The sequence below is a fragment of the Phormidesmis priestleyi ULC007 genome, assembly GCF_001895925.1.
Lineage (GTDB): Bacteria > Cyanobacteriota > Cyanobacteriia > Leptolyngbyales > Leptolyngbyaceae > Phormidesmis_A > Phormidesmis_A priestleyi_A.
In genome coordinates this window covers 1-23,783 of record NZ_MPPI01000015.1, presented here as the reverse complement: position 1 = coordinate 23,783, position 23,783 = coordinate 1, and the positions used below count along the sequence as shown (strand labels likewise).

Below are 23,783 nucleotides of genomic sequence, written 5' to 3'. Positions count from 1 at the left end.
CTGCAATGATGATCACGGGAACACCCAGGAGAGGTTTTCATGAAACAGACCAACGATTTTCTAGCGGTCAGTGAGAATAATTTTGGTACGATCGAAGAGGATGTCTTCGTATTTCCGGCATCTTTTGCTCAACAGCGCTTGTGGTTTCTCAGCCAACTTCAGGAGGGTAGTGTTGTCTATAACATTCCATCTGCGTTGCAGTTAACCGGGGTGCTGAACCTGGCAGCACTCAAGCAAGCGCTGACTGAAATCGTTCAACGCCACGAAGTCCTGCGTACTCACTTCCAACTCCACGACGGCTCCTTAGTCCAACTCATCTCTCCCACCGCTGACTTTGACCTGACTCTGGTGGACTTGCGATCTCTCCCCTCAGCAGAACAAGCCCAACACGTCCAAGACTTCGCCTTCCAGTCAGCCCAGGCTCCCTTTGACCTTGCAACTGGATCTTTAGTCCGGGTCAGCCTCCTGCAACTGGCTGAACACTCCCATGTCCTCCTGGTGACCCTGCATCATATCGTCTCCGATGCCTGGTCTACCAGCATCTTCATTCGAGAAGTGGCTGCCCTCTATGCCGCCTTTTTACAAGGACAGCCCTCCCCCTTGGATCCCTTACCCATCCAATACGCAGACTTTGCTCACTGGCAACGCCAGTCCTTAAGCGGCGACATACTCACCACCCAACTCGCCTACTGGCAACACCAACTCGCAGGCGCTCCCCCCCTTTTAGAATTACCCAGCGACAGAACTCGTCCCGCGGTGCAACGCTTTGCGGGCGGCACAGAGCAATTTCAACTCGACTCTCCCCTGAGTCAGCAACTCGTAGCCCTGTCCCAGTCAGCCGGGACTACGCTCTTCATGACCTTGCTCGCCGCCTTTGCCACGCTCCTCGCCCGCTCTAGTCACCAGGACGATATCGTCATCGGGTCTCCGATCGCCAATCGCACTCGTCGAGAACTGGAGCTACTGATTGGCTTCTTTGTCAACACCCTGGTGCTGCGCCTGCCCCTGCAAAGCAACCCCACCTTCCTAGAACTGTTGCAGCGGGTGAAGCAGGTGGCGATGGAGGCGTATGCCCATCAAGACCTGCCTTTTGAACAACTGGTGGAAGCCTTGCAACCCGAGCGCTCCCTCAGCCACACGCCCCTGTTTCAGGTGATGTTTGCTTGGCAAAATGCCCCGATGGGTCAACTGGAACTACCTGGTTTGACGCTCGAACTTTTAGACATTGCCAATGTCACCGCCAAGTTTGATTTGCTGTTGTCGATGGCAGAAACAGAAGCGGGGTTGACTGGAGTCTGGGAGTACAACAGTGATTTGTTTGATGCCAGCACTATCCGCCGCCTGAGCGGGCATTTTCAAACCTTGCTGCAGGCGATCGTTACTCATCCAGAACACCCCATTGCTACCTTACCCTTGCTGCCGCCGTCAGAGCGTCAGCAAGTGGTGGAGCAGTGGAATCAGACGCAGGTGGAGTATTCACAAGCCTGCATTCACCACTTGTTTGAAATGCAGGTGGAGCGCACGCCAGATGCAGTAGCAGCAGTATTTGAGCAGCACCAGTTAACCTACCGCCAACTGAATCAGCGAGCGAATCAACTGGCGCACTATTTGCAGTCGTTGGGAGTGGGAGCAGAGGGGTTAGTGGGGATTTGTTTGGAACGCTCTCTAGAGATGTTGGTAGCGGTGCTGGGCGTGCTCAAGGCAGGGGGCGCTTATGTCCCGTTAGACCCGGCTTACCCAGCAGAGCGGTTGGCAGTGATGCTGGAGGACACCCCGATAGCGGTGTTGTTGACGGACTCCACGCTGGCTGTGAAGCTCCCATCTCAGTCCGGGTCGGTGGTGTGTGTGGAGCAAGTGTGGCGGGAGTTAGCCCAACTCTCGCAGGCGAATCCGACCTCTGGGGTGCAATTAGACAACCTCATCTATGTCATTTTTACCTCTGGCTCTACGGGTAGACCGAAAGGAGTCATGAATACCCACCGTGGGATTTGCAACCGCTTGCTCTGGATGCAGGAAACTTACCCATTAGCCTCCCACGATCGCGTTCTCCAGAAAACTCCCTACAGTTTCGACGTGTCGGTCTGGGAGCTATTTTGGCCGTTGTTGACCGGGGCGTGTTTGGTGTTATGCAAACCCGAAGGACACAAAGACAGTGCTTATCTGCTACAGCTAATCCAGGAGCAGCAGATCACGACCTTGCACTTCGTTCCCTCCATGCTGCAAGCTTTTCTGGGAGTGTCAGGGCTGAATGCTTGTCATTGCTTAAAACGAGTTTTTTGCAGTGGCGAATCGCTTCCTTTTCAACTTCAAGAGCGTTTCTTTGCCCATTTGAGTTGCGAACTGCATAATCTTTACGGTCCCACAGAAGCTGCGATCGACGTGACCTTCTGGCAATGTCAACGGGACAGTGTGCAGCCAATTGTATCGTTGGGCTATCCGATTAGTAATATCCAACTTTACATTCTCGATCACTATCTCCAATCTGTGCCGATCGGTATTCCAGGTGAACTGCACATCGGCGGTGTTGGTTTAGCCAGGGGGTATCTCAACCGCCCGGATTTGACGGCTGAGAAATTCATTCCCCATCCTTTTAGCCCAGAACCGGGAAGCCGCCTCTATAAAACGGGTGATTTAGCCCGCTACCTCAGTGACGGCACGATTGAATTTCTCGGTCGGATGGATCACCAGGTGAAGTTGAGGGGGTTCCGGATCGAATTGGGAGAAATTGAGGCGGTGCTGAGACAAGATCCCCAAATCCGGGAAGCTGTGGTGATCCTCCGAGAAGATCAACCCGGTGACAAGCGCTTGGTAGCCTATATTGTTGCCAGCACAGAATCAATCGACACCCGGGAAGTGAGTCGCTTCCTGAAGGAGAAACTACCCGATTACATGGTGCCTAGTGCCTTTGTGCAGTTGGCAGCTCTGCCCCTGACTGCTAACGGAAAATGTGATCGCCGCGCCCTGCCAGCACCCCAGGCATCCATCAATTCAGCAACTCGCTTTGTTCTACCCTCTACTTCTACAGAAAAGATTTTAGCCGCCATCTGGGCTCAAGCATTGGGGTTGACGGAGGTCGGTATTTACGACAACTTTTTTGAGTTGGGTGGAGATTCCATCAAGGCAATCCAGGTAGTATCCCGTTTAGCCCAACACAACCTGAGAATCAAAGAAAGACACCTGTTTCAGTTCCCAACCATCGCCGAACTCGTGCAACAAGCGGTTTTGCACGAAAATCAAGCTGACCAGAGAATCGTATTAGGGATTGTACCCCTAACCCCAATTCAACTCAGATTTCTCTCAACTTACCCCGGTAAGAAACATCATTTTAATCAGTCTATTATGCTCGCCACTGCGGAGCGATGGAATGTGGATGCCCTACGCTGCGTTGTTCGACAGATTCAGTGCCATCATGATGCACTCCGGTTGCGATTCAGGACGATCGATGAGGCGATCGTCCAGGAGTGTGCAGACGTTGAGCATTGTTTTGATTTAGAAGTTATTGATTTAGTAGGGCAAGTGGATGCCATCCATCGGCTAGAGACAGAAGCCGATCGAGTTCAATCTAGCATGGATCTAGATCACGGTCCTTTGATCAGGTTTATGCTCTTCCATCTGGATCAAGGAGACAGACTGTTAATGGCTGCTCACCATTTAGTGATAGATGGGGTCTCCTGGCGGATTTTACTGGAGGATCTAGCCCAGGGGTATGATCAAGCGTGTGCGGGTTCGGAAATCAGATTTCCTGCTAAAACTGACTCTTATCAGCGATGGTCAATGACGCTGCAAGAATATAGCACCAGTCAACTATTACAACAAGAAGTAGAGTATTGGCAGCACCTGACCAACACAGTGGTGGATACTTTTACAATCGATGTTCCTGAAGGGGAAAATCTAGTTCGGGATAGTTGCACCCTGGACTTTGCTTTAACTCCAGAGGAAACAGACTCCCTACTGAAGAAAGTTCACCGTCCTTATAATACCGAAATTAATGACATCTTACTGACTGCTCTGGCTCACGCCCTCCATAGGTGGTGTGGATATCGGAGCTTTTTGATTGATTTGGAGGGACATGGACGAGTAGATGATATTGATGGGGTAGATGTCTGCCGGACTGTAGGCTGGTTTACCAGTATTTACCCTGTCTTGCTCGATTTAGGTTCTACTAGCGATTTGGGATACCAAATCAAGTCCATTAAAGAAATGCTGCGACAAATTCCTCACAAAGGGATCGGTTATGGGATCTGGTGCTACTTAATACTAAACGAGCAAGAACGAAATGCTTGGATTGATCAACAATCTGCCATTTTGTTCAACTATTTGGGGCGTATCGACGAAGATATTCGCTTCAGTCGATTTGATTTGGCGGAAGAGCCATGCGGTAATTTGATTGATCCCGAATCTGCACGAACACACGAATTGGAATTTTCGGGATTTGTTCATGAAGGGAAACTGAGATTTTCAGTTACTTTCAGTACTGACCGATTTCATTTGCAGACTATTCAAAGACTTTTAGAGAATTACGAGCAGGCGTTGAAAGAGATCGTTGAGCATTGTCAGCAGCAACAGACGATCGAACTCACCCCTGCTGATTTAACCTACGACAATTTAAGTTTGGAAGAGTTTGAGGAAATTTTTACCGAGGAATAATGAGATGAATAATCAAGGTAAAGTTCAAAGTGTCAGCACAGGTAAGGAAAATTTAAAGGATTTGTATCCATTGACTCCCATGCAAGCGGGAATGCTGTTTCATTCGCTCTACGACGAAAGTCTGGGTACTTTTCTAGAGCAGATTTTCTGTTCAATTACGGGTGATTTTCATATTGATCTGTTTGAGAAAAGTTGGAACGAGCTGTTTAAACAAAATGACATTTTTAGAACTATTCTAATTCCTCAAAAAGCGTCCCAACCCTTACAAATGGTTTTAAGGGAATGCCAGATAATTTTTCACTATGAAGATATTCAGCATCTGACAGGGAAACAACAAGAAGATTTTTTGAAAACCTATCAACAGAAAGACCGAAAAACAGGATTTAAGTTAGATCGAGATTTACTGATGCGGGTTGCGGTTTTTCAGACGCACCCCGATGCTTATGAAATCGTCTGGACGTATCATCACATTCTTTTAGATGGGTGGTCTTCTGGTCTGATGCTAGGACAACTCATTGACACCTATAAGGCACTCGTTGATGGTAAGCGTCCAAATCCTGGTAGTGCCCCACCTTATAGCGACTTTATTCGCTGGTTAAAACAGCAAAATACCGAGGCGGCACAGCAGTACTGGAAGCAGTATTTGCAGGGGTATACCGATCCAGTGAGGATGCCAAGAAGTCAGTTTGCAGCAACGGGGTATCAATTATCTACATTTACTTTTACGCTAGACGAACAATCGACCAGCCAGTTAGAGCAGTTGGCTCGTCAATATCAGGTTACTCTGAACAGTCTAGTTCAAAGTATGTGGGCAGTCTTGTTAGCCCACTATCATGATGCTGATGACGTTATTTTTGGCTCTACAATATCGGGTCGCCCTCCTGAAATTAGGGGCATTGAGCAGATGCTTGGTTTGTTCATCAATACGGTTCCGGTGCGGGTTCGTTTGACATCGCAATTAACATTTGCTCAATTAATGGAGCAGATTCAAAACGATGCGATCGCCAGCATGGAACACAGCTATTATTCATTAGCAGATATCCAGGCATTGAGTGAGCATCGGTCGAGCCTGATTGACCATCTGATTGTCTTTCAAAACTATCCTGCCCACGATCGCGTACGTGAAGCATTAGAAACGACTCATTATGGATTTACAATTGAAAAAGTTCAGGTTGTAGAACAAAGCAATTATGACTTCTCGGTAGTTGTAACTCCAGGAAATCAACTCCAATTCCGGTTTTTATACAATGCAAACGTTTTTAGTCCGGCTTATCTCCAACGCCTTGAGAGCCATCTGAGCAATATCATCAAAGCGGTGCTGCAATTCCCGGAAATTGCGATCGCTGATATTCAACTCCTGAGCGATCGCGAAAGCCACCTGCTACTATCAGAATTTAATGCGACTAAAACGGTTCGTGAGCCAGAAAAAACCATCGTTGACTTGATTGAACAACAGACCAATCACACTCCAGATGCAATAGCCGTACAGTTTGCTGACAAAAAACTCAGCTATCGGGAACTGGGTATCACCGCTGACAAAATCGCAGCTTACCTGATGACACAAACCCAGGTGCAACCCGGTGAACCGATCGCAATTCTGCTTTCGCCGTCCGAACAATTCGTGATTGCGGTACTGGCTGTGATCAAAGCGGGATGCGGATTTATGGCCCTGGATCCGAAAGCCCCCATAGAACGAAATCTGGCAATGATCAGCGAATCTGGGAGCAAAGTCGCGATCGTCGATGAGAGATTCAGTACCGAACTGAAAAACTTTTCTGGCACCGTGGTTGTCATCGAAAATCTAGATCTGCTTGAACCACTTTCAACAAACCATTTGCCATCCCCGGCCGACCTGGCTTATATCATCTTTACATCGGGTTCAACTGGCAACCCAAAAGGCATCGCAGTCAATCATTCCAGTCTCTTTAACTACATTCAGTGGTGTGCCAATTTCTACTTCCGGGGGCGAAATTTGGGAACCATGCCCCTGTTTACCTCTCCGGCTTTCGATCTAACGATCACCAGTCTCTTCTGTCCTTTGGTTCTCGGCAAGACAGTCGTAGTAGTGGACAGAGAAGAAATTGACCAAACCCTCAGACAGATTATCGACCTGGAAAACCAAATCGATACTATCAAACTGACACCCGCTCATATTTCAGCCTTAAAACAATTAGAAGCAAAGCAAACTGCGATTCAATTAGCCATTGTGGGTGGCGAGGAGTTGAAAAAAGAGCAAGTCGAAACATTACTGGCTCTCAATCCGAATATGGAAATCTATAACGAATATGGCCCAGCAGAAGCAACTGTCGGATGTATTGTCGATCGAGTAACAGAACCAGATCACATCACGATCGGTCAACCCATAGACAATACCAGAGTCTACATTCTCAATAGTCATCTTCAGCCTGTCCCGATTGGCTGTGTGGGTGAAATTTATATTGCGGGTTCCTGTTTAGCCGATGGTTATTGGACAAACCCTGCCTTGAGTGCAGCAAAATTTATTGCACATCCCCTAGAGCCAACCAGTAAGCTTTACCGCTCAGGAGATTTGGGCAAATGGTTGGAAACTGGAACAATGATCTACCTGGGTCGAAAAGACGATCAGGTGAAAATTAGAGGACACCGCGTAGAGTTGGGTGAAGTGGAGGGTTTGCTCAAGCAGCACCCCGGCGTTGAAGAGGCGGTTGTGGCGACCCGTGAACTCCCAGACCAGGAGCAGGAATTAAAGGCTTATCTCATCCCTGATTCTGGACGGGCACCCCTGCTACGACGGTTAGTTAGGCTGATCGCAGAGGATCCCAATCTTCAAAATCAGTTACACTCGTTGCCCAATGGCTTACAGATGTTTGGCATGAATCGGAAAGAAATCGATTACCTATATCAGGAGATCTTTGAGGAAGAGAATTACCTGGCACATGGAATTACCGTTAGCAATGGTGACATTGTTTTCGATGTGGGAGCCAACATTGGTATGTTTTCACTGTTAATCCATCAGCAGTATCCCGAAGCACAAATTTACGCTTTTGAACCGATTCCTCCAGTCTATGCAACCTTGAGTAAAAACTCTATCCTTTATGGTGAAAAGATTCATTGCTATCCCTTTAGCCTCTCCTGTGAAGAAACTCAGCAAACGTTTACGTATTACCCCACGAATACTGTGATGTCAGGTCGATATGGGGATACTGAGGACGATCGAACAATCGTGTCATCATTTATCCTGAACAACGAGAAAGTCAAAGGGTCAAATGGAGTACTCTCAACCGAAGAGGAACTGGATGACAGCATGCGATCTCTTTCCCAAACTGTTCATCTCAGACGGCTATCCTCAGTTCTGCGAGAGTTAGATATCAGTCACGTCGATCTGTTGAAGATTGATGTTGAAAAAAGTGAACTAGATGTTCTGGATGGTATTGATGCAGAGGACTGGCAAAAAATTAAGCAACTGATTGTGGAAGTTCACGACATCGACGGGCGGTTAGAACACGTTAAAGCCCGTTTAGCCAGATACGGATTTCAAGTTCAGGTTGCCCAAGACAACCTCCTCAAAGGCACCAACCTTTATAAAATCTATGGACATAGAGTCCAAAGCCAAATGTCCAACACGGCTACCCAATCTCAGCAGGAGAAAGCAGCGGAGCAGTGGGGACAGGTGGAAACGTTAGTCAAGAGTATTCGGGCTTTTCTTGACGACCAACTACCACAATACCTAATTCCAAGTGATTTCCAATTAGTAGATCAGTTCCCCTTAACTCATAACGGCAAACTTGACCGCAAAGCTCTGTTGCAACAAGCAGGACTCACTGGGAAGCAAAATCAAGCCTATGAACTGCCCAGGAGCCGTGTAGAAAAAGTTTTAGCTGAGATTTGGCAGGATTTACTGGGTGTTAAAAGTATAGGGGTGGACGATGATTTCTTTGTGCTTGGCGGTCACAGTTTAAAGGCATTGACGCTGCTTTCCCGAATTCGCAAATCTCTGGGCATCGAAATCGCCCTCAAGTCTGTCTTTGAATTTTCCACAATTCGCACCCTCGGTAACTATCTCGGTAGCTATATCGCCACGATCGGGCCTGATCAGAATATCATTATTGGCAAAGAACAGATGATCTTGCTCAGTACCGAACGCGAGAAACCCCTCTTTGCTTTACCCACTGTGTTGGGTTATGGAATCGCGTTTAAGGGACTGGCTCAACAGCTTAAGTTTCACTCAGTCTACGGCTTAGACTTTATTGAAGACAACAATCCTGTCGCCCGCTACATAGAATTGCTGGAAAAGGCGCAACCGGAGGGTTCCTACGTCTTATTGGGGTATTGTGGCGGCGGTAATTTGGCTTTTGAATTAGCAAAAGGATTAGAGCAACGCGATCGTCACGTTTCAGACATCATTATGTTGGATTCCGTGCCCCGATTTTGCCAACGCAATGACAGCGAGGCGATGATTCAAGAGCAAGTTGATGCAGAAATCGGCTACTACTCTACGTTTGTTCAAGAAGACAAAGATTTAAACCAGTTGTTCAACAACCCACACTTCAAAGAGAAACTCAGGACGAAAATGACGGCTTACCTGCGCTACTCAAATCATGTCATCAATAATGGACAAATAGCAGCCAATATTCATTTGATTTGTTCGCAAGAGAATCAGCCAATCTCCAATAACCTGGATAGCTGGGTTAACATCACTACAGGGAAGGTATCGGTTTACGAGGGCTTGGGCAATCACGGGGATATGCTCGTCAATGAATACTTATACCATAACGCCCACGTGATGAATGAAATTCTGGAGCAGACTCTCCAGAATTAACAATGTAGTTCTTAAGCAGTATCAATGAACGACTCCGCCGCAAGCGGACGGGGTATCAAACAGCCCTTTTTTAATTAGACACTTACGCCCCAAGGGGCGGGGAATCTACCCTCTACGAGATTGAAGTACCTAGTTTTCAAGAGGATCGAGACCTGATAAAGTGCAAGAAAAATTGCTATAGCAATCCTATTTCAGTTGTGAAAGTGGGGCAGGCTTCTAGCCTGTACGGGCAAGATGCCCATCCCACAATTCATTTAGGATTGCTATATAAACCTCTAAAACCCTTGATGTAAAATAAAATAAAATTGACAATTTAGTGGAAGGATTTTTATGCAAAACCCCTCTGAACCATTGCCAAGCCTACCTGCTGCCGCTGCTCCTGAAGCCAAGAGTATCTTTGAAAGCGAAACCTTTTGGGGAGCCATTTCGAGCGCTGCCGTCGCGATCGCCCCGGCCATCACCAGCCTACTGGACGAGTTGCTCAGGACGGGGAAAATTTCTCCTTTCACCATGCTCAAAATTCCAATTTTGCTGGCCACTACAGGCATCACCATCATGGGCCGGATAGAGGCGGAAACTCCAGTCTACACACCCGCTGGTTTGCCTGGTCCTGACAAGCCAGCGGATCCAACTCAGGCTAAAAGCATCTTTGAAAGCAAAACTTTCTGGGGTGCCGTTTCCACCGCTGTCGTAGCCATCTCCCCAACCCTTATCGATTTACTCGACGAGTTGCAGAAGACTGGCAAAATTGATCCCGGTAAGATATTCCACATTTCAGTGGTACTGGCGACTACGGGCTTAACAATTATGGGGCGAATCGGAGCGGATATCCCAGTCCACACACCCCCAGGATTTCCTGGCCCTGACAGGCCCGTATCTAGTTAGAAAATGGCAGGAGGCGATGTTCACGATTCCCAAGTGCTGGCGTTGCTTTGGTAATCTTCCACTGGAAGCAGCCGCCAGCTAGTATCTCGTGAGAGTTCCAAAACGAACTGATGATAGTTCACCAAACTTTGTCGATGTCCCACACTGATAAAGGTTGTTCCTGTTTGGCGCAACTGCTGATAGAGACTATCCTCGTTGTTTAAATCCAGGGCGCTCGTTGCCTCATCTAAAATGATATAACGAGGCCGAGTGACCAGGGTTCGTGCAAAGGCGAGGCGCTGTTGCTCGCCTAAAGACAAAACATTTTCCCAGTAGGCTTCGGCATCAAAACCACCGACTCTTGCAGGCAGGTCTTGAAGGTTGACTTGTTGCAGAACTTGTTCCAGTTCCGGATCTGTAACCCCTTGACGATTTCTATTCGGGTATAAAAGCTGCTGGCGCAGGGTTCCCAAAATCATGTAAGGGCGTTGAGGCAAAAATAATATCTCTTCCAGGTTTGGCCGCAGCAGACGACCTGTACCTGCATTCCATAACCCCGCGATCGCCCGTAACAGCGAACTTTTGCCACAGCCACTAGGGCCGACGATCAGTAATCCCACCCCAGGAGTCACTGAGACTGACAAATCTTGGATTAAAACCCGCTCATAGTTGGGAGTTTGCAGGCTGACATTTTCGAGCGCGAGACGGTCTGCTTCCACCGTTTCAATTGTACTGACTGGTTGCTGTTGGCTCTTGGTTGCGTCTAAAGTATCTAAGAAAGCAGATAAACGATTCGCAAGAGTCACAAATTGACCTAAATTACCAAATTGTTGCACAATCACTGATAGCGCACCCGCATACTGAGCACAAGCAATGCTGGCTTGAGACACTTCTCCTAATTCAATCTGACCGTAAAAATATAAGGGTGCTACCGTCACAAACGGAAATACATAGAGAAAAGACTGATAGCCGATCGCAAATAATTCTAGACTCTGCTGCGAACCAATCAAACTCTCAGAATTTTGAATCACGTTAGTAAATTTCTGATTGATTAACCGCGCTTCCTGGGCTTCGCCTTGAAAAAAAGCAATCGATTCAGCATTGTTGCGAAAATGAGTTAGGCAATAGCTGTAGTTGGCTTCGCTTTCAAGTTTGTCGGCATCAATCTTCGTCATTTGTTGACTCAGAAAAATGATGAAAACGTTACCCAAGATGGAATAAGCAATCAGCCCCAGCGCGGCTAAGGGAAAAATTGACCAAATAATTCCCAGAAATGCAATGATCTCAATAACTTTGGCAATCACCACGATCGCAATTTCGAGGGTCATGCTGGGAATTGGCTCAATTTCCTGGGATATCCGCTGATCGGGATTTTCAATTTCCGACTGAAAATTAATTTGATAATAAGACCGATCCTGAAAATACTTGTTTGAGATGTAATTAGTAAGCGATTTATACCAGTCAAGCGCGAGGATTTTTCTTAAGTATTGAGAAAAAGCCAGAATTGGTGTCATCGCTAAAAACAGACTGGCATAAATCAACAACAGGACAAAGAAGGTTGTAAAATCCTTCTGTTCAAGTACATCTATCAAATCTCTATTGACATAGCTACCGTAGGCATTGATGACATTGAACAAAACCAGCAAAAACAGCAGTAGAGCCAAAATCGACCAAGACCACAACAGTTCTAGAAAGCTCCTACTCGCTTCATTATCTAGTCTATTGACAACTTCATTGCCCGCTTCATCGACCTCTTTGTTGAATGGATACCAGTAAGGTTTAGCTATGGCTAAAAATTGCTGCCAGAACTCACTTTCAAATACATTCATCCTTTTCCTCTCTCCTGTTTTCTTCCCTCTGTTTTCTTCCCTCTTCTCTCCTTATCCCTTCCCTCCTTACCCCTATAAATTTAGCTCCACAGTGATTTGCGCTTTAGTCATTTCGACCTCATCTGCAAGGTTCAGTACGTTAATTTCTAGCTCTGGATTGTTAAGTACTTGCTCCAGGATTTTAATCAATGCCTGGTTGATAAAATGGGCTGTTTCTTCCCGAAACAAATTGCAATTGTAGGTCAAGTAACCTGCAATGCAATCACCACGGCTTTCAAAATAAAACCATAAATCCGTGACGGCGGTCTTTTGCTCATGCTCCAGAGGAATTTGGGTAACCTTGATGTGAGAAAGGATGATTTGCTCGATCTGAGAACCAATTTCATCCATCCAGGTATACCCAACATCAAACACAGGATTGTGGCTCAGATCTCGCTGAATCGGTAACTCCTGTACCAATTTATTGAAGGGATAAATCTGGTGTATGAAAGCGTCTAGAGCCGTCTGTTTTACTCGTTGCAGCAAATCGACAAATCGGTCTTGTCCGCTAACATGATCTCTCAACACAACGGTATTGAGATAAAGACCAATTTGAGTTTCCCAATCTGCTTGAGTTCGCTCGGAAACAGGGGTGGCCACAATAATATCTGCTTTGCTCGTATAACGATGCAGCAACGCCTTGATCACCGCTAGAACGATCGCGAACTGACTGACTTCGTGTTGCTTGCTAAATTCCTCCAGCATCTTGACTAATTGGGTAGACAGGTTCAAGGGTATAACGGCTCCTTGAAACGTTTGCAGGGTCGATCTCGGATAGTCGGTAGGCAAATCTAAGGGGCGAAGGTCTTGTAACTTTTGTTGCCAATAGGCTTGATGCACCCGCGCCTGGTGACTATTCAAGAAGGTATTCTGCCAAGTTGCATAATCCTTATATTGAAATTCCAGAGGTTGCAGTGGATTGTCTTGCCCATTTTGATAGGCTTCATACAACGTAGTCAACTCTTGCAACAGCAATCCAATAGACCAACCATCAAAAATAATGTGGTGGGTGTTGATCAACAACAGATGCCGCATGGGTGCTAATTGCCACAGATACACGCGCAACAGCGTTTCTTTTTCCAGGTCAAACGGTAGCGTGGCTGCTTTCTCTATCCACGATCGGGCGCTCTTGAATGGTTCTGCCTCCCCAGTCAAATTACGCTCTTCTAACCAAAAATTGCTATCCGGGCTAATCCACTGTCTGGGTTCACCATCGACGCAGATAAACGTCGTTCGCAAGACTTCATGCCGTTCAACCAAGGAACGAAATGCTTTCAGCAGGGCTTGCCGATTCAGGGAACCTTCTAACACGACAGCCCCAGGGATATTGTAGGCGATCGCCGCACCTATCTGCGCTGATGTCCAAAACTGCCGTTGAGACTGAGAAAGAGCATAATGTTCTGCGGGGGTTACTAGCTCAATGGGAGGTAGTTGCAGTGGTTGCTTGACGCGCACTAGTTCAGCGATTTCTCTCATCCTGAGGTTGGCAAAGACTTCTTTTAAGTTGAGATCCACGCCTAAGCGATGACGCACGCGAGCGACAATTTGAATGATCTTTAAACTATTGGCTCCCAGGGTAAGTAAGTTATCGTTAATGCCGATTCTGTCTTGCTTGAGCACTTCAGCTCCAATCTCTACCAGTTGCGCTTCCAGTTGATCGCGGGGTGCAACATAGTCCGGGGTGGAAGACGGCTTGAGTTGTTCAGGCTTGGGAAGCGATCGCCAAGCGAGTTTACCATTCGCGGTTAGGGGCAACCGCTCTAGACGGATCATCTGTTGGGGAATCATATAAGCAGGTAATTTTTCACTTAACTGGCATCGCACCTGCTCCAGATTCAGTTCTCCTGAACCTACAACATAAGCAATCAATTCCGGATCTGTTGAGGAATCATTCGTCACCACTGCAACATCATGAATCTGGCTAAATGCTAAAAGTTGCTGCTCAATTTCTTGCAATTCAATCCGATAGCCTCGGATTTTCACCTGACTGTCTTTTCGTCCCAGATATTCCAACTCCAACGTGTCCAACCACCGCCCTAAATCTCCAGTCCGGTAAACTCGCTTTCCTGGATAAAACGGATGGACAATAAATCGTTCTTGTGTCAGTTCTTCCCGGTTCCAATACCCTCTTGCCAAGCCATTTCCACCAATGCAAATTTCCCCTGCTACTCCCAGAGGCTGAAGTTGACAGTCTTCATCTAAGATATAGATTTGGCTATTGGCGATCGCGGTGCCAATGGTAATTTTTTCGGGATTAGCTTCCACGATCGTACATCCTACCGTTGCTTCTGTCGGGCCATACTCGTTGTAGATTCGTATGGAGTTGTTGCGCTCTTTTAGTAACTGAATGTGCGTTGGTTTTAATTCCTCACCCCCCACAATCACCACTTCGATATTGCTGGGGGTAACTGGAATATAGTTCAGGATTTGGATATGAGAAGGCGTTAACTTAATCGCATCGATTTCACTATCCTCTCGAAAACAAGTTTCTAAAACGACTTCGGGTGAATTATCTGGATAGATATATAACTTTTTTCCCCGTAAGAGGGGCAGGAAGATGGTCGTTACTGTCAAGTCAAAGGCGGGTGAGGTAAACAAAGCCATATTGCCGCGGTCAGGGTTTTGCTCAAAGTAGTATTCGCTGGCCCAGTAAAGGTAGTTCATTAAGCTGCGGTGTTCGATCGCCACTCCTTTCGGTAAACCCGTAGAGCCAGAGGTATACATCAGATAGGCTAATTGGTGGGGATCGCCCGATCGGGTGAGATGGGTTGCAGGTGCCAGGGGAAGTTCCCGGATGTCTGTCACTTGCACTGCCCCCACAGCCCACTTATTCTGCTGACTGGCTTCGCTCAAAATAATTCGGCAATCACTATCGGCAACCATATAGCGAATACGTTCCAGGGGAAATTCCGGTTCGATGGGCAGGTAAGCGCCCCCAGCTTTCAACACCCCCAGGATGGCGATGATCAAATACTCTGAGCGGGTCAGGAGTAACCCAACTCGATGTTCTGGCTCCACTCCTTGAGTTTGGAGATAAGCGGCGACCTGATTAGCCTGTTGGTTTAAATCTCGATAGGTCAGAGAGCACTGTTCACAAACAATGGCGATTGCGTCTGGGCTACGCTCAACTTGCTCCTCAAACCAATCAATCACTGGCTTTTGCTGAGGATAGGATGTTTGAGTGGCGTTGACGGTTTCTAAGAGTGTATTCCGTTCCGCCTCAGATAACAGTTCGACGGCTGAGATCGCCCGATCGGGATGCCACACAACACACGCTAAAATTCGCAACAGGTGAGCAGCTATTTGGTTGATGAATGCCTCGTTGAAAATTTCATCATTGTAGGAGATCGCTAGAGTGTATTGCTTCTGGGATTCTCCAATCTGGGATTCCTCAATCTGAAATCGCAGGGTTAACTTGTCGTCAAACGAATGATTTTGATTCAGTGCCGAGTAGCTAAACCCAACCTGGAACAAAGCATCTGGATTGCGACCCTCTGCACCCAATCGCCGCAGTAATGCCTCAAGGTCATAGTCTTGATGTTTGTGCGCACGAGTGACGGTAGTCTGAATGATCTGGAGCAAATTTCGGATGGTTCCGTCTTTGACCACTGGAAGTCTGAGAAACAGGATGCCTGCGTGAGGATTTCCGGTTGTTTGCGATACTTGGAGCCTGGGCGTAACGATGAGGATATCCTGAGTGTTCATGTATCTGGACAGGAGAATCGCGACGGCTGCCGCCATTAACACATAAGCATTAGTTGGTATTCCTTTCGTGACCTCATTTAATCGATCGCGAATCGGTTGGGGAAAGGATGATACGTGTGACTGGGTAGAGCCTGAGATATCCTGCTGGCGGTTCAGGGGGATAAACCCGTGCGGCTCAAATCCTCTTAATTGGTCGATCCAAAAATCTTCGGAAATAACCCTGCGAATATCCATGTCCATAGCAAGCTCATCACTCCCTAAAAATCAAGATCAAACAACAGTTCTGGTTCTTCGGCTGACTCTTCGTAAGCAGTCTGAATGTTGAGATTATCCAGTGTCTGGTGGGGATGGGCAAGGATATCTATGACCAGGGCATAAAATCGGTTTTTCATCACCTCAATCCGTTCAAGCTTCCACAAATCCGTTTTGTATTCAATATCCAGTTGCAGTTGGTCATCGTTTTCGATAAAGTTGAAGATTAAATCAAATCGGCTAGCCAGTACAATATTCTCAACGATTGACACCTTCAGCCCATCTCCCTGGGTATACGTTTGGGGATGGTTGTGCATTACAACTTGCACTTCAAACAGAGACGATCCCTGTAAGCTGAGATCCCGCTGTTGCAGTTCGTTAACCAGCAGATCGAAGGGATACAAAGTGTTCTCCAGCGCTTCCAGGATCGTTTGCCTGACCTGATGCAAAAGCGACACAAAGCTTTGATTAACGGCAATTATATCCCGCAGAATCAGCGGATTGATGAAACAGCCAATCTGCTCCTCTAAATCAGGATGAGGGCGATCGGCAAAGGTCGTGCCAACAATTATATCCGTCTGTTGAGTGATCCGATACAGTAGGGTTTTGACCGCCGTGACTAGGAGCATGTATAGGCTGGCACCATAGTTGCGACTGAGGCGATTTAAGGCAGCGGTTTGTCCGGGATCGAAGGTGAAAGTCATCACACTGCCTTTGAATGTGGGCACGGATGGGCGAGGAAAATCCGTTGGTAAATTGAGTGCAGGTTGCGATCCCAAGAGTTTATTGTGCCAGTAAGCCCGTTGTTTGACTAAGCGATCGGTTTGCAGGAGAGCATTGTGCCAAGCGGCATAGTCTTTGTACTGGATGCTTAAAGGGGAGGGCTGGTAGTTCTGACCCGATCGATAGGTGGCATAGTAGTTAAAGAGTTCCCGCCCCAGAATATCGAGCGACCAGCCATCAATAATAAGGTGATGAGTGGTAAATAACAGAATGTGTCGGGTATCGGACAGTTTGAGTAACAGGGTTCGCAGGAGCGGTCCCTGAGCCAGATCAAAGGGTTTCTGAGCTTCCTCCCAGCCATACTTGCCAGCGAGTTCCAGGGAATTCTCAGCTTCCGAGAGGTCAAGGTCGGTTTGGGGAACAGGCATCGTCTCATGCACCCGTTGCCTGGGTTCCTCCTCTACCAGAACAAAGGTGGTTCTCAAGGATTCATAGCGGGCGACGATGGACTGAAACGATCGCTGTAAAGCTGTAATCTCTAAATCTCCCTCCAACAGTAAGGACGTAGACAGGTTATAGGCGATCTCACTCTCGTCCAGTTGGGCATGAAGCCAGAGGCTGCGCTGGGCAGGGGAAAGGTCATAATCTCGAAAGGGGGGCTGCATTCCTGCTGCATCAGCAGGTTCTGGTAGGGGCTGCATTAGCGGCAACGGTGGAGTGGTTCGATCTTTAATTCGGGTTGCCAAACTCGCAATGTTCGGTGCTTCAAATAAATCGCGCAGACTGATGTCTACCGCTAATTCTGCCTGGATTCTGGAGATCAGTTGAGTTCCTTGCAAACTTGATAAACCTAAATCAAAAAAATTGTCATCTACACTAACCAACGGTTTTCCCAGCGTCTGTTGGATATAGTGAGCGATCGCCTTTTCTGTGGAATTCCCAGGAGCGACAAAATCGACCCCTGTTAATGACACTCCTGGTATCTCGCTCAAGGCTGAATAGTCAACCACTCCGGACGCAGTCCGTGGGATTGTTTCCACCTGAATCAACCTAAAACTCTCAGGGATAGACAATAAGCTGTTCAATAATTGCTCAACTTTCTGAAGATCATGCCCCTCGGCTTTTGTCAGGACTACGTATACACGAAATTCGATCGCGGCATCAGCACCTTGAGGCTGACTTTCTCTAACAACAACCTCTTTGACCCCAGAACATAGACTAAGGGTCAGTTCAATTTCCCTGGGAGAGGTCGCCTTATCGCCACAAATTTCGATACCGCGATCGAAGCGCAGACGAGCCTTGTCGCCTGTTGGGATGGCCATCCCTGAGGGATATTCCACACAGAGTTTCCCGGGTATGCCTACAGGTAAAATTTGGTCGTAGGCATCGCGCACGGAGAACCCCAGTTGAGCGATCGGATGTCCTAGAGGAACGGCTTGACTGTTGCCCTGCGGCTCCTCTGGGAGGGATACCAGTTGCTTGACCGCCCCCACTAAGGATAGGACAGGAAGTTTGTAGACCCAATAAAGCTCAACAGGTTGACCCAGACAATCCAGACATTGAGAGAGTTGCTTGACTAATCCGTATCCCAATTTGCCCTGGTCAAAAATAACCCACTGCTGCGGCTTACTTACCATTAGTAATTTTGGGTTAACTGAAAATGCCCTTGCCAATGCAACCATGTCTGTCAAAGATGCCACGATCATAGTGCTGGTTTTGTCTGCAAAAGCAGCCAGGTTTTCCGAATCAGAGATCTGTTGCCAAGCGATGACGTTAAGAGACGCGCCAACTGTCAAACTCGATAACAAAAAGTCAAAAATGGCAAAATCTTCTCTCTCAAACTGGTTGAAGATGGAGATGCGATCGCGGCTCGTGTGAGGAAGCAGTTTTTGCAGACCTGCAATGTGACGGCAAACAGCAAGATAACTCAGTTGCAGGCGATCAATCTCAGTAGATGCCGTTGCGTACAAGAAGTCAATATAACCTTCTGAATTAATAGGCTGGAGATTTTCACTACTATGGGTTGAAATTATTGACCAATCATCATCAATAGCGACTAAATGAGTGCCTGAATGTGACTTGCCCTCGGTTAAAGCCGTGATCAATGATGCCTCGGTCAAGAGCAAACCCTCAACCCATTCATCCGTTGCCATCCGGATTGCCTCTGCACTAAGCCCAGGATTAATCAAAGTTACACTCATTCCACCCTTGAATAGCGCCAACACTGCGATCGCGAGTTGGATGGGATGTTGCAGATACACTGTAACGTGTGATTGTGCAGCTTCCTGAGCCTTTAGATACCGTGCTAGTTGATTTGCTCGGTAATTTAACACTGTATAGGAAATAGATTCATCCCCAACTGTAACCGCGATCGCATCAGGGTTCTGACTCACCTGGCGCTCAAACTGCTGATGAATTGGCTCAACATCTTGCACTGAATCAACATCTGAAAAGAACGTTTGATGGTCTTCAGGTAAAACCAAGGGCAGTTGATATAATCGACTTTCAGGAGAAGCCAGGATACCTGCTAACAATGTGAGAAAAGCATGACACCAGTGACGGATAGTTTGAGGATCAAATAAGTCGGTGCGGTAGGTAAAATCTAAAACAAATTGATCGTCATGCTGAATACTGTTCAAGCTGAGATCAAATTTTGCAAAATGGACTGGGCTTGGCATTAACGCTACATCCAGCCCATGCAGTTTTGGGATGTCCATCATCTTGTCAATATTAAACAGGGTTGTCACCTGAGGGGCAGTGACGGACTGCGGGTGTACCTGACTGAGCCGGTCGATGAAAAAGTAGCGCTGGTGTTCGTGGGCATCAAACAAGGTTTTTTTGACAGATGCCAGAAACTCAGTAAATTCCAGATCCCAGCGTGGGTTGCTGACGATCGGCAACAGCGAACTACAGTGTCCCACCAAATCTCTGGCTCCCATTAGCAGTTGTCCCGCCGTCGGAATACCTACAACCAATTGTTCCTGTCCCGTCAGCCGGGATAAAAAGACCGTCCAGGCAGCCAGAAGTGTCATCACCACGGTTGTCCCCTGAGTCTGACTGAACCGCTTTAGCTGTTCATAAACAGCACTGTTCAGCGTCAGCGTTTGACGATCGCCGTTGTAAGTTCTGGCGGGTTTCAGGAAATCGCTGGGTAAGACGAGCTTTGGGATTGAAGTACTCCAAACCTCTAACCAATAGGCGTGATCTTGCTCCAGTTGTTGGCTTGTCTGCAGCGTTAGCAGCCAGTCTAGATAACTCTGATACTGTACAGGTTTTGGTTTATCCGCCTGTCTGCCCACACATAAAGTTGAATACAATTCAGCAACTTCTTGCAGGATCACTTCGATCGACCATCCATCTGCAATTAAATGATGAGCCACCAGCACCATCAGATAATCCCGATGATTCACCTGTGCCAACTGCAACCGAAAAAATGGCCCTTCCTTAAAGTTGAATGGCTGAGACGTTACCGCCTCCAACCAGGCATCAATTTGTTGTTGTTTAACATTCTCTGATGCTTCAGGCAGAACTAGGCAAGGAATCTCAATTTGTAGGGTTGCTGCAATAATTTGCTCTTCTGAACTGATACTGATTATTCGCAAAGCGTCCCGTCGAGCCACTACAGTCTGTATGGCTGCCTTTAGAAGTGGTATTTGCAACTCACCGCGCAATCGCATCACCACTGATTGATTGTATGCAGACGATTTATCTGCTCCTAGATTTGACCAAAACCAGAGGTCGCGCTGTCCTGGCGAAGGGGGAATATGAATGGCTTCCTCCCCTGGATTTGACTCAGTATGGCGCTCGGTTGAGGTAGTACTGCAATTAGCTGAACCAGATGAATGCTGGATTTGCTGTAGCAAATCTAATTGCTGGGTCATAACCATAAGTTGCTGCTTGATCAGATTTAGCACCGATGGCTGCCCTCTATTTTGTTGCAAGGGGTTATACATTTTTATCTCATATTTTAGTCGGGTAAGAGGGGAAATGGGGTTGTGTCGCAAATACTTTTTAGTGACAAACGAAGTGTTTCGTTCGCGTTCCGTTAAGCACTCATTCCAAAGAGCTTCTCAATAAACTTTACTTGAGAAACCCTGTCCCCTGGGGTGCCGCAGCGCTGGAAACCCCAGGTCGTGGAGGACGACGCAACGACTATCTCAGTTGGGATGAGGAAATCGCGTTTTTAGAACCCTTCCTGAGCGATTCGGCTCAGGGATTGTTGACCACCATTCAAACGATTCATCAAGCCTTTGAGCAACGGGTCAAAGACTGCGTGCATCCCACATTTATCGATTGTTGGAACGGCATGGATGGCGTCAACTGATGCCTCGTCCCTACCACCCGGCTGGGGACAAACAAGCGCAAGAGACATTTAAAAAACTTTCCCATGCTGGTGCGAACCGCTCTAGCCGACCGGGATAGTGAGGATGAACGTCCTGTGGTAATTTTGGCTGCCGACGAAGGTCGATTTGGGCGGCGGGGACAAGTCATGCGAGCTTGGTGTGCACCTGGAATCCGTCCTGATGCTGCTCAACAATGGGTACGCGAAAATCTATATGCGTTTGTGGCAGTCGCACCGAGTTTGGGGCGAATGAGCGCATTGGGGTCACCGTTTTCTAACACCGCTATGGTGAATTTGTTTCTTGAACAAGGGGCTGAGGATTTTGCTGATTTTTCGTGGTGATGCAGGTGGATGGTGCTTCTTATCATCGTTCTGGAGATTTGCTCATTCCTGAGAATATTCGCTTGATTTTTCAACCGCCTCGCAGTCCTGAACTTAATCCAACAGAACATATTTGGGAGGAGATCCGAGAGAAACATTTCTACAATCGAGCCTTTGAGACGCTAGATGCGGTCAGCAATACTCTTTGCAAAGGCTTAAAAGAGCTGATGGACTTACCTGAAAAAATCAGTTCGATGACCTACTTTCCACATCTCCAAATGACGACTTAGAACGCGAAACGGTATTAGTAGATACAGCACATTTCAGGTTTATGAAGTACAGTAACAACAGTCTGCAAACCAGTTGCGTAAGTGTTCAGGATTAACCAAATGCAGAGCTGTTGCAATGAGCGTGTCTACCATTTTGGTCGTCGTGGGAGAGAACTGTCGTAAGAACGCTTTAAGCTGTGACCACCAAAGTTCAATGGGATTAAACTCTGGGGAGTAGGGCGACAAATTCAGGGTGCTGGCTCCGACTGACTCAATCAGCGGTTTGATGGAAGCGATCTGGTGGGCAGGCAGATTATCCATGACCACCCCTGCCCCTGACCAAAGCTGAGGAACTAAACAATGTCGGATAAAGACTTCAAACGCCTTGCCGTCCATTGAATCATTTAAGGTCATGATCGCCAACACGCGATCAAGTGAGATTGCCCCAATCACCGTCACCTTCGCACCTCGGTAAAACGGCTTGAGGTCATAGACTCTTGTGCCTTGAGGACTGCGCGCATGGGTTCGCGTCAATCCCAGCAAAACCCCCATCTCATCGAGAAATACCAGATTCTCAGGGGCAACTTGGCTCACTTGCTCCCAGTACTCGCTGCGTAGCTTTTGGACTCGTTCAGCCGCGGCTTGCGTGCTGCGTAAAGTCTTTTTTTTCGCGTCAACTCTGCCTTTTGCAACGCTCGGCACATTGTACTGGCACTGACCCATTGCTGGTGGGTTTCTCCCCAGTACTCACAGTATTCTACCAGCGTCGCATCGGGGTGTTGCTCTACCATCTCAGCTAACTGAACCTCACGCCCTGCTAGCTTACCCTTCATGCCTCCGCCCGGTTTGCCTGGGGTAAGATGTCCGGCTACTTCCTGTTGTTTTAGCATCTTTTGGACAAAGGCTTTGCTGACATCAAATCGAGCCGCCACCTTCCGAACTGAGGTGTTCCCGACTTGATAGGCTTGCACAACTTTTTCTCGGAAGCTGGTGGAATAAGGCTGCATTTTTTCTATTGACACTGACTAGTTAACTGTACTACACATACTTGAAAACTGCTGTATCTGCTGGGGAGTAGACAGGAAGAGTCCTCTGCCTCAGAGGATGAAATAGGGTAAGCAGACATTGAGCCGAGATCGCTAGTTATCTGGGTTAGGGTAGGACTGCATCGCTGAAGTGAGCCATTGGCAGAGCTTTAGAGAACTAGTTCCTACCCTAACCCAATCGACCCAAAACAAAGGATGAACCCCACAGGCGGAATTTACAGCGATCGCTTGCCGCATTGAATCGGCGTTGCCTCCACGAATTAGGCTGGAAATCAACTGATTAAACGTGCGATCTCAATCACAAAGCGTTGACTTGAAATCGCACTTCGGTAGAGCGGTTCGCATTGCTCCTGATTTTGTCCACCCGCCGCTGAACCCAGCCAGTCCAGTCTCGCCTGCCTACAAATCAGGCTTAGCTTTTCACAAAAGAGAACACAAGATTCGTATCTACAACTTTTCCAGTCATTGAGGTTGCGCCCGTCGTTCCCGAGAGCACAATGGCTTTGTTACCACTGAACTTCTCAAGCTTAAGGGTGATGGTGTTGCCTTGTTTGGTCGCGCTGAGGCTGCCTTTTTGCAACGGACCGTCCTGTCCTTCTAGCTGCCAAGTGCCTTGATAGGTGGAATCCTTGCCCGTCATCTTGAGAGTCAGATAGGACAAAGCATCATCGCCCGCCGCATGAATGTTGCCTTGCCAGAAGCCGTTGAGGAACAGAGGAGCCGTGAACCGCGCCAGACTGGGTGACTGAACCGTGGGTGAAACGGCGGTCAGTCCGGGTTGAATGGTTTGGACACCTGCTTGAACGGGGTTCACCGTTAAAGCTAGACCACTGGGTAATGTTCTAGACGTGTTGTTCGTGTCTAAATGGGGAATCCGAATATGACGCGATTAATGAACCGTCCAATCACCCCATCATGCATCACAATCGACTTAGAAAAGCAAATCGT

Annotated in this window: 13 protein-coding genes and 1 pseudogene; 7 read left to right on the top strand and 7 right to left on the bottom strand. The window is 47.6% G+C overall.

From position 1 onward, the window contains the following. Positions 1–39 precede the first annotated feature (39 nt). From BRW63_RS14625 to BRW63_RS28940, 3 genes are all read left to right on the top strand, one after another. Positions 40–4,647, top strand: a complete 4,608-nt coding sequence (locus tag BRW63_RS14625) for a non-ribosomal peptide synthetase (protein WP_073072317.1) — start codon at positions 40–42, stop codon at positions 4,645–4,647. A gap of 4 nt (positions 4,648–4,651) precedes the next feature. Next, positions 4,652–9,445: a non-ribosomal peptide synthetase gene (locus BRW63_RS14620; protein ID WP_073072315.1), complete on the top strand. Its 4,794-nt coding sequence runs from the start codon at positions 4,652–4,654 to the stop codon at positions 9,443–9,445. A gap of 330 nt (positions 9,446–9,775) precedes the next feature. Beyond that, a complete protein-coding gene (locus tag BRW63_RS28940) occupies positions 9,776–10,330 on the top strand; it encodes a hypothetical protein (RefSeq protein ID WP_073072313.1) in 555 nt (184 codons plus the stop codon). 20 nt (positions 10,331–10,350) lie between these two features. On the opposite strand, the gene BRW63_RS14610 is transcribed toward BRW63_RS28940, so the two are convergent. The 3 genes from BRW63_RS14610 to BRW63_RS14600 all read right to left on the bottom strand — a co-directional run bounded on the left by BRW63_RS14610 (position 10,351) and on the right by BRW63_RS14600 (position 20,738). Next, positions 10,351–12,138, bottom strand: a complete 1,788-nt coding sequence (locus BRW63_RS14610; protein WP_073072311.1) for an ABC transporter ATP-binding protein/permease — start codon at positions 12,136–12,138, stop codon at positions 10,351–10,353. A gap of 72 nt (positions 12,139–12,210) precedes the next feature. Further along, complete coding sequence (locus BRW63_RS14605; RefSeq protein WP_083582956.1) at positions 12,211–16,122, bottom strand: non-ribosomal peptide synthetase; 3,912 nt, start codon at positions 16,120–16,122, stop codon at positions 12,211–12,213. Between the two features lie 17 nt (positions 16,123–16,139). Beyond that, positions 16,140–20,738: a condensation domain-containing protein gene (locus tag BRW63_RS14600; protein WP_181314428.1), complete on the bottom strand. Its 4,599-nt coding sequence runs from the start codon at positions 20,736–20,738 to the stop codon at positions 16,140–16,142. Positions 20,739–20,941: 203 nt separating this feature from the next. On the opposite strand from BRW63_RS14600, the gene BRW63_RS14595 reads away from it, so the two are divergent. Genes BRW63_RS14595 through BRW63_RS27690 form a run of 4 tightly spaced genes read left to right on the top strand, consistent with a single transcriptional unit; the run spans position 20,942 to position 21,810 of the window. After that, positions 20,942–21,181 carry a hypothetical protein gene (locus BRW63_RS14595; protein WP_073072306.1) on the top strand — a complete coding sequence of 80 codons (240 nt, stop codon included), beginning with the start codon at positions 20,942–20,944 and terminating at the stop codon, positions 21,179–21,181. Next, positions 21,151–21,279 carry a winged helix-turn-helix domain-containing protein gene (locus tag BRW63_RS29965; RefSeq protein WP_397428393.1) on the top strand — a complete coding sequence of 43 codons (129 nt, stop codon included), beginning with the start codon at positions 21,151–21,153 and terminating at the stop codon, positions 21,277–21,279. The genes BRW63_RS14595 and BRW63_RS29965 overlap by 31 nt, the downstream gene beginning before the upstream one ends. After that, on the top strand, positions 21,245–21,541 hold the full coding sequence (locus BRW63_RS27695; RefSeq protein WP_143162054.1) for a hypothetical protein: 297 nt from the start codon (positions 21,245–21,247) through the stop codon (positions 21,539–21,541). Before BRW63_RS29965 ends, BRW63_RS27695 begins: the two co-directional genes overlap by 35 nt. Then, a complete protein-coding gene (locus BRW63_RS27690; protein ID WP_073074436.1) occupies positions 21,541–21,810 on the top strand; it encodes a transposase in 270 nt (89 codons plus the stop codon). Before BRW63_RS27695 ends, BRW63_RS27690 begins: the two co-directional genes overlap by 1 nt. A gap of 39 nt (positions 21,811–21,849) precedes the next feature. Here BRW63_RS27690 and BRW63_RS14580 read toward each other — a convergent pair whose 3' ends face one another. The 4 genes and pseudogenes from BRW63_RS14580 to BRW63_RS30160 form a co-directional block, all read right to left on the bottom strand. Beyond that, on the bottom strand, positions 21,850–22,383 hold the full coding sequence (locus tag BRW63_RS14580; RefSeq protein ID WP_073072302.1) for a transposase: 534 nt from the start codon (positions 22,381–22,383) through the stop codon (positions 21,850–21,852). Then, positions 22,380–22,796 (bottom strand): helix-turn-helix domain-containing protein, encoded by a 417-nt coding sequence (locus tag BRW63_RS14575; RefSeq protein WP_073072300.1) that lies wholly within the window; start codon positions 22,794–22,796, stop codon positions 22,380–22,382. The genes BRW63_RS14580 and BRW63_RS14575 overlap by 4 nt, the downstream gene beginning before the upstream one ends. Positions 22,797–23,247: 451 nt before the next feature. After that, positions 23,248–23,649 carry a hypothetical protein gene (locus tag BRW63_RS14570; RefSeq protein WP_073072298.1) on the bottom strand — a complete coding sequence of 134 codons (402 nt, stop codon included), beginning with the start codon at positions 23,647–23,649 and terminating at the stop codon, positions 23,248–23,250. 47 nt (positions 23,650–23,696) lie between these two features. Beyond that, positions 23,697–23,783: pseudogene (locus BRW63_RS30160) on the bottom strand (IS1 family transposase); the annotation flags it as partial.

What these genes read in the sequence shown, in the direction of transcription:
- BRW63_RS14625 (WP_073072317.1), top strand. Translation starts at nt 40, where the DNA reads ATGAAACAGACCAACGATTTTCTAGCGGTCAGTGAGAATAATTTTGGT.
- BRW63_RS14620 (WP_073072315.1), top strand. Translation starts at nt 4,652, where the DNA reads ATGAATAATCAAGGTAAAGTTCAAAGTGTCAGCACAGGTAAGGAAAAT.
- BRW63_RS28940 (WP_073072313.1), top strand. Translation starts at nt 9,776, where the DNA reads ATGCAAAACCCCTCTGAACCATTGCCAAGCCTACCTGCTGCCGCTGCT.
- BRW63_RS14610 (WP_073072311.1), bottom strand. Translation starts at nt 12,138, where the DNA reads ATGAATGTATTTGAAAGTGAGTTCTGGCAGCAATTTTTAGCCATAGCT.
- BRW63_RS14605 (WP_083582956.1), bottom strand. Translation starts at nt 16,122, where the DNA reads ATGGACATGGATATTCGCAGGGTTATTTCCGAAGATTTTTGGATCGAC.
- BRW63_RS14600 (WP_181314428.1), bottom strand. Translation starts at nt 20,738, where the DNA reads ATGACCCAGCAATTAGATTTGCTACAGCAAATCCAGCATTCATCTGGT.
- BRW63_RS27695 (WP_143162054.1), top strand. Translation starts at nt 21,245, where the DNA reads ATGCTGGTGCGAACCGCTCTAGCCGACCGGGATAGTGAGGATGAACGT.
- BRW63_RS27690 (WP_073074436.1), top strand. Translation starts at nt 21,541, where the DNA reads ATGCAGGTGGATGGTGCTTCTTATCATCGTTCTGGAGATTTGCTCATT.
- BRW63_RS14575 (WP_073072300.1), bottom strand. Translation starts at nt 22,796, where the DNA reads ATGCAGCCTTATTCCACCAGCTTCCGAGAAAAAGTTGTGCAAGCCTAT.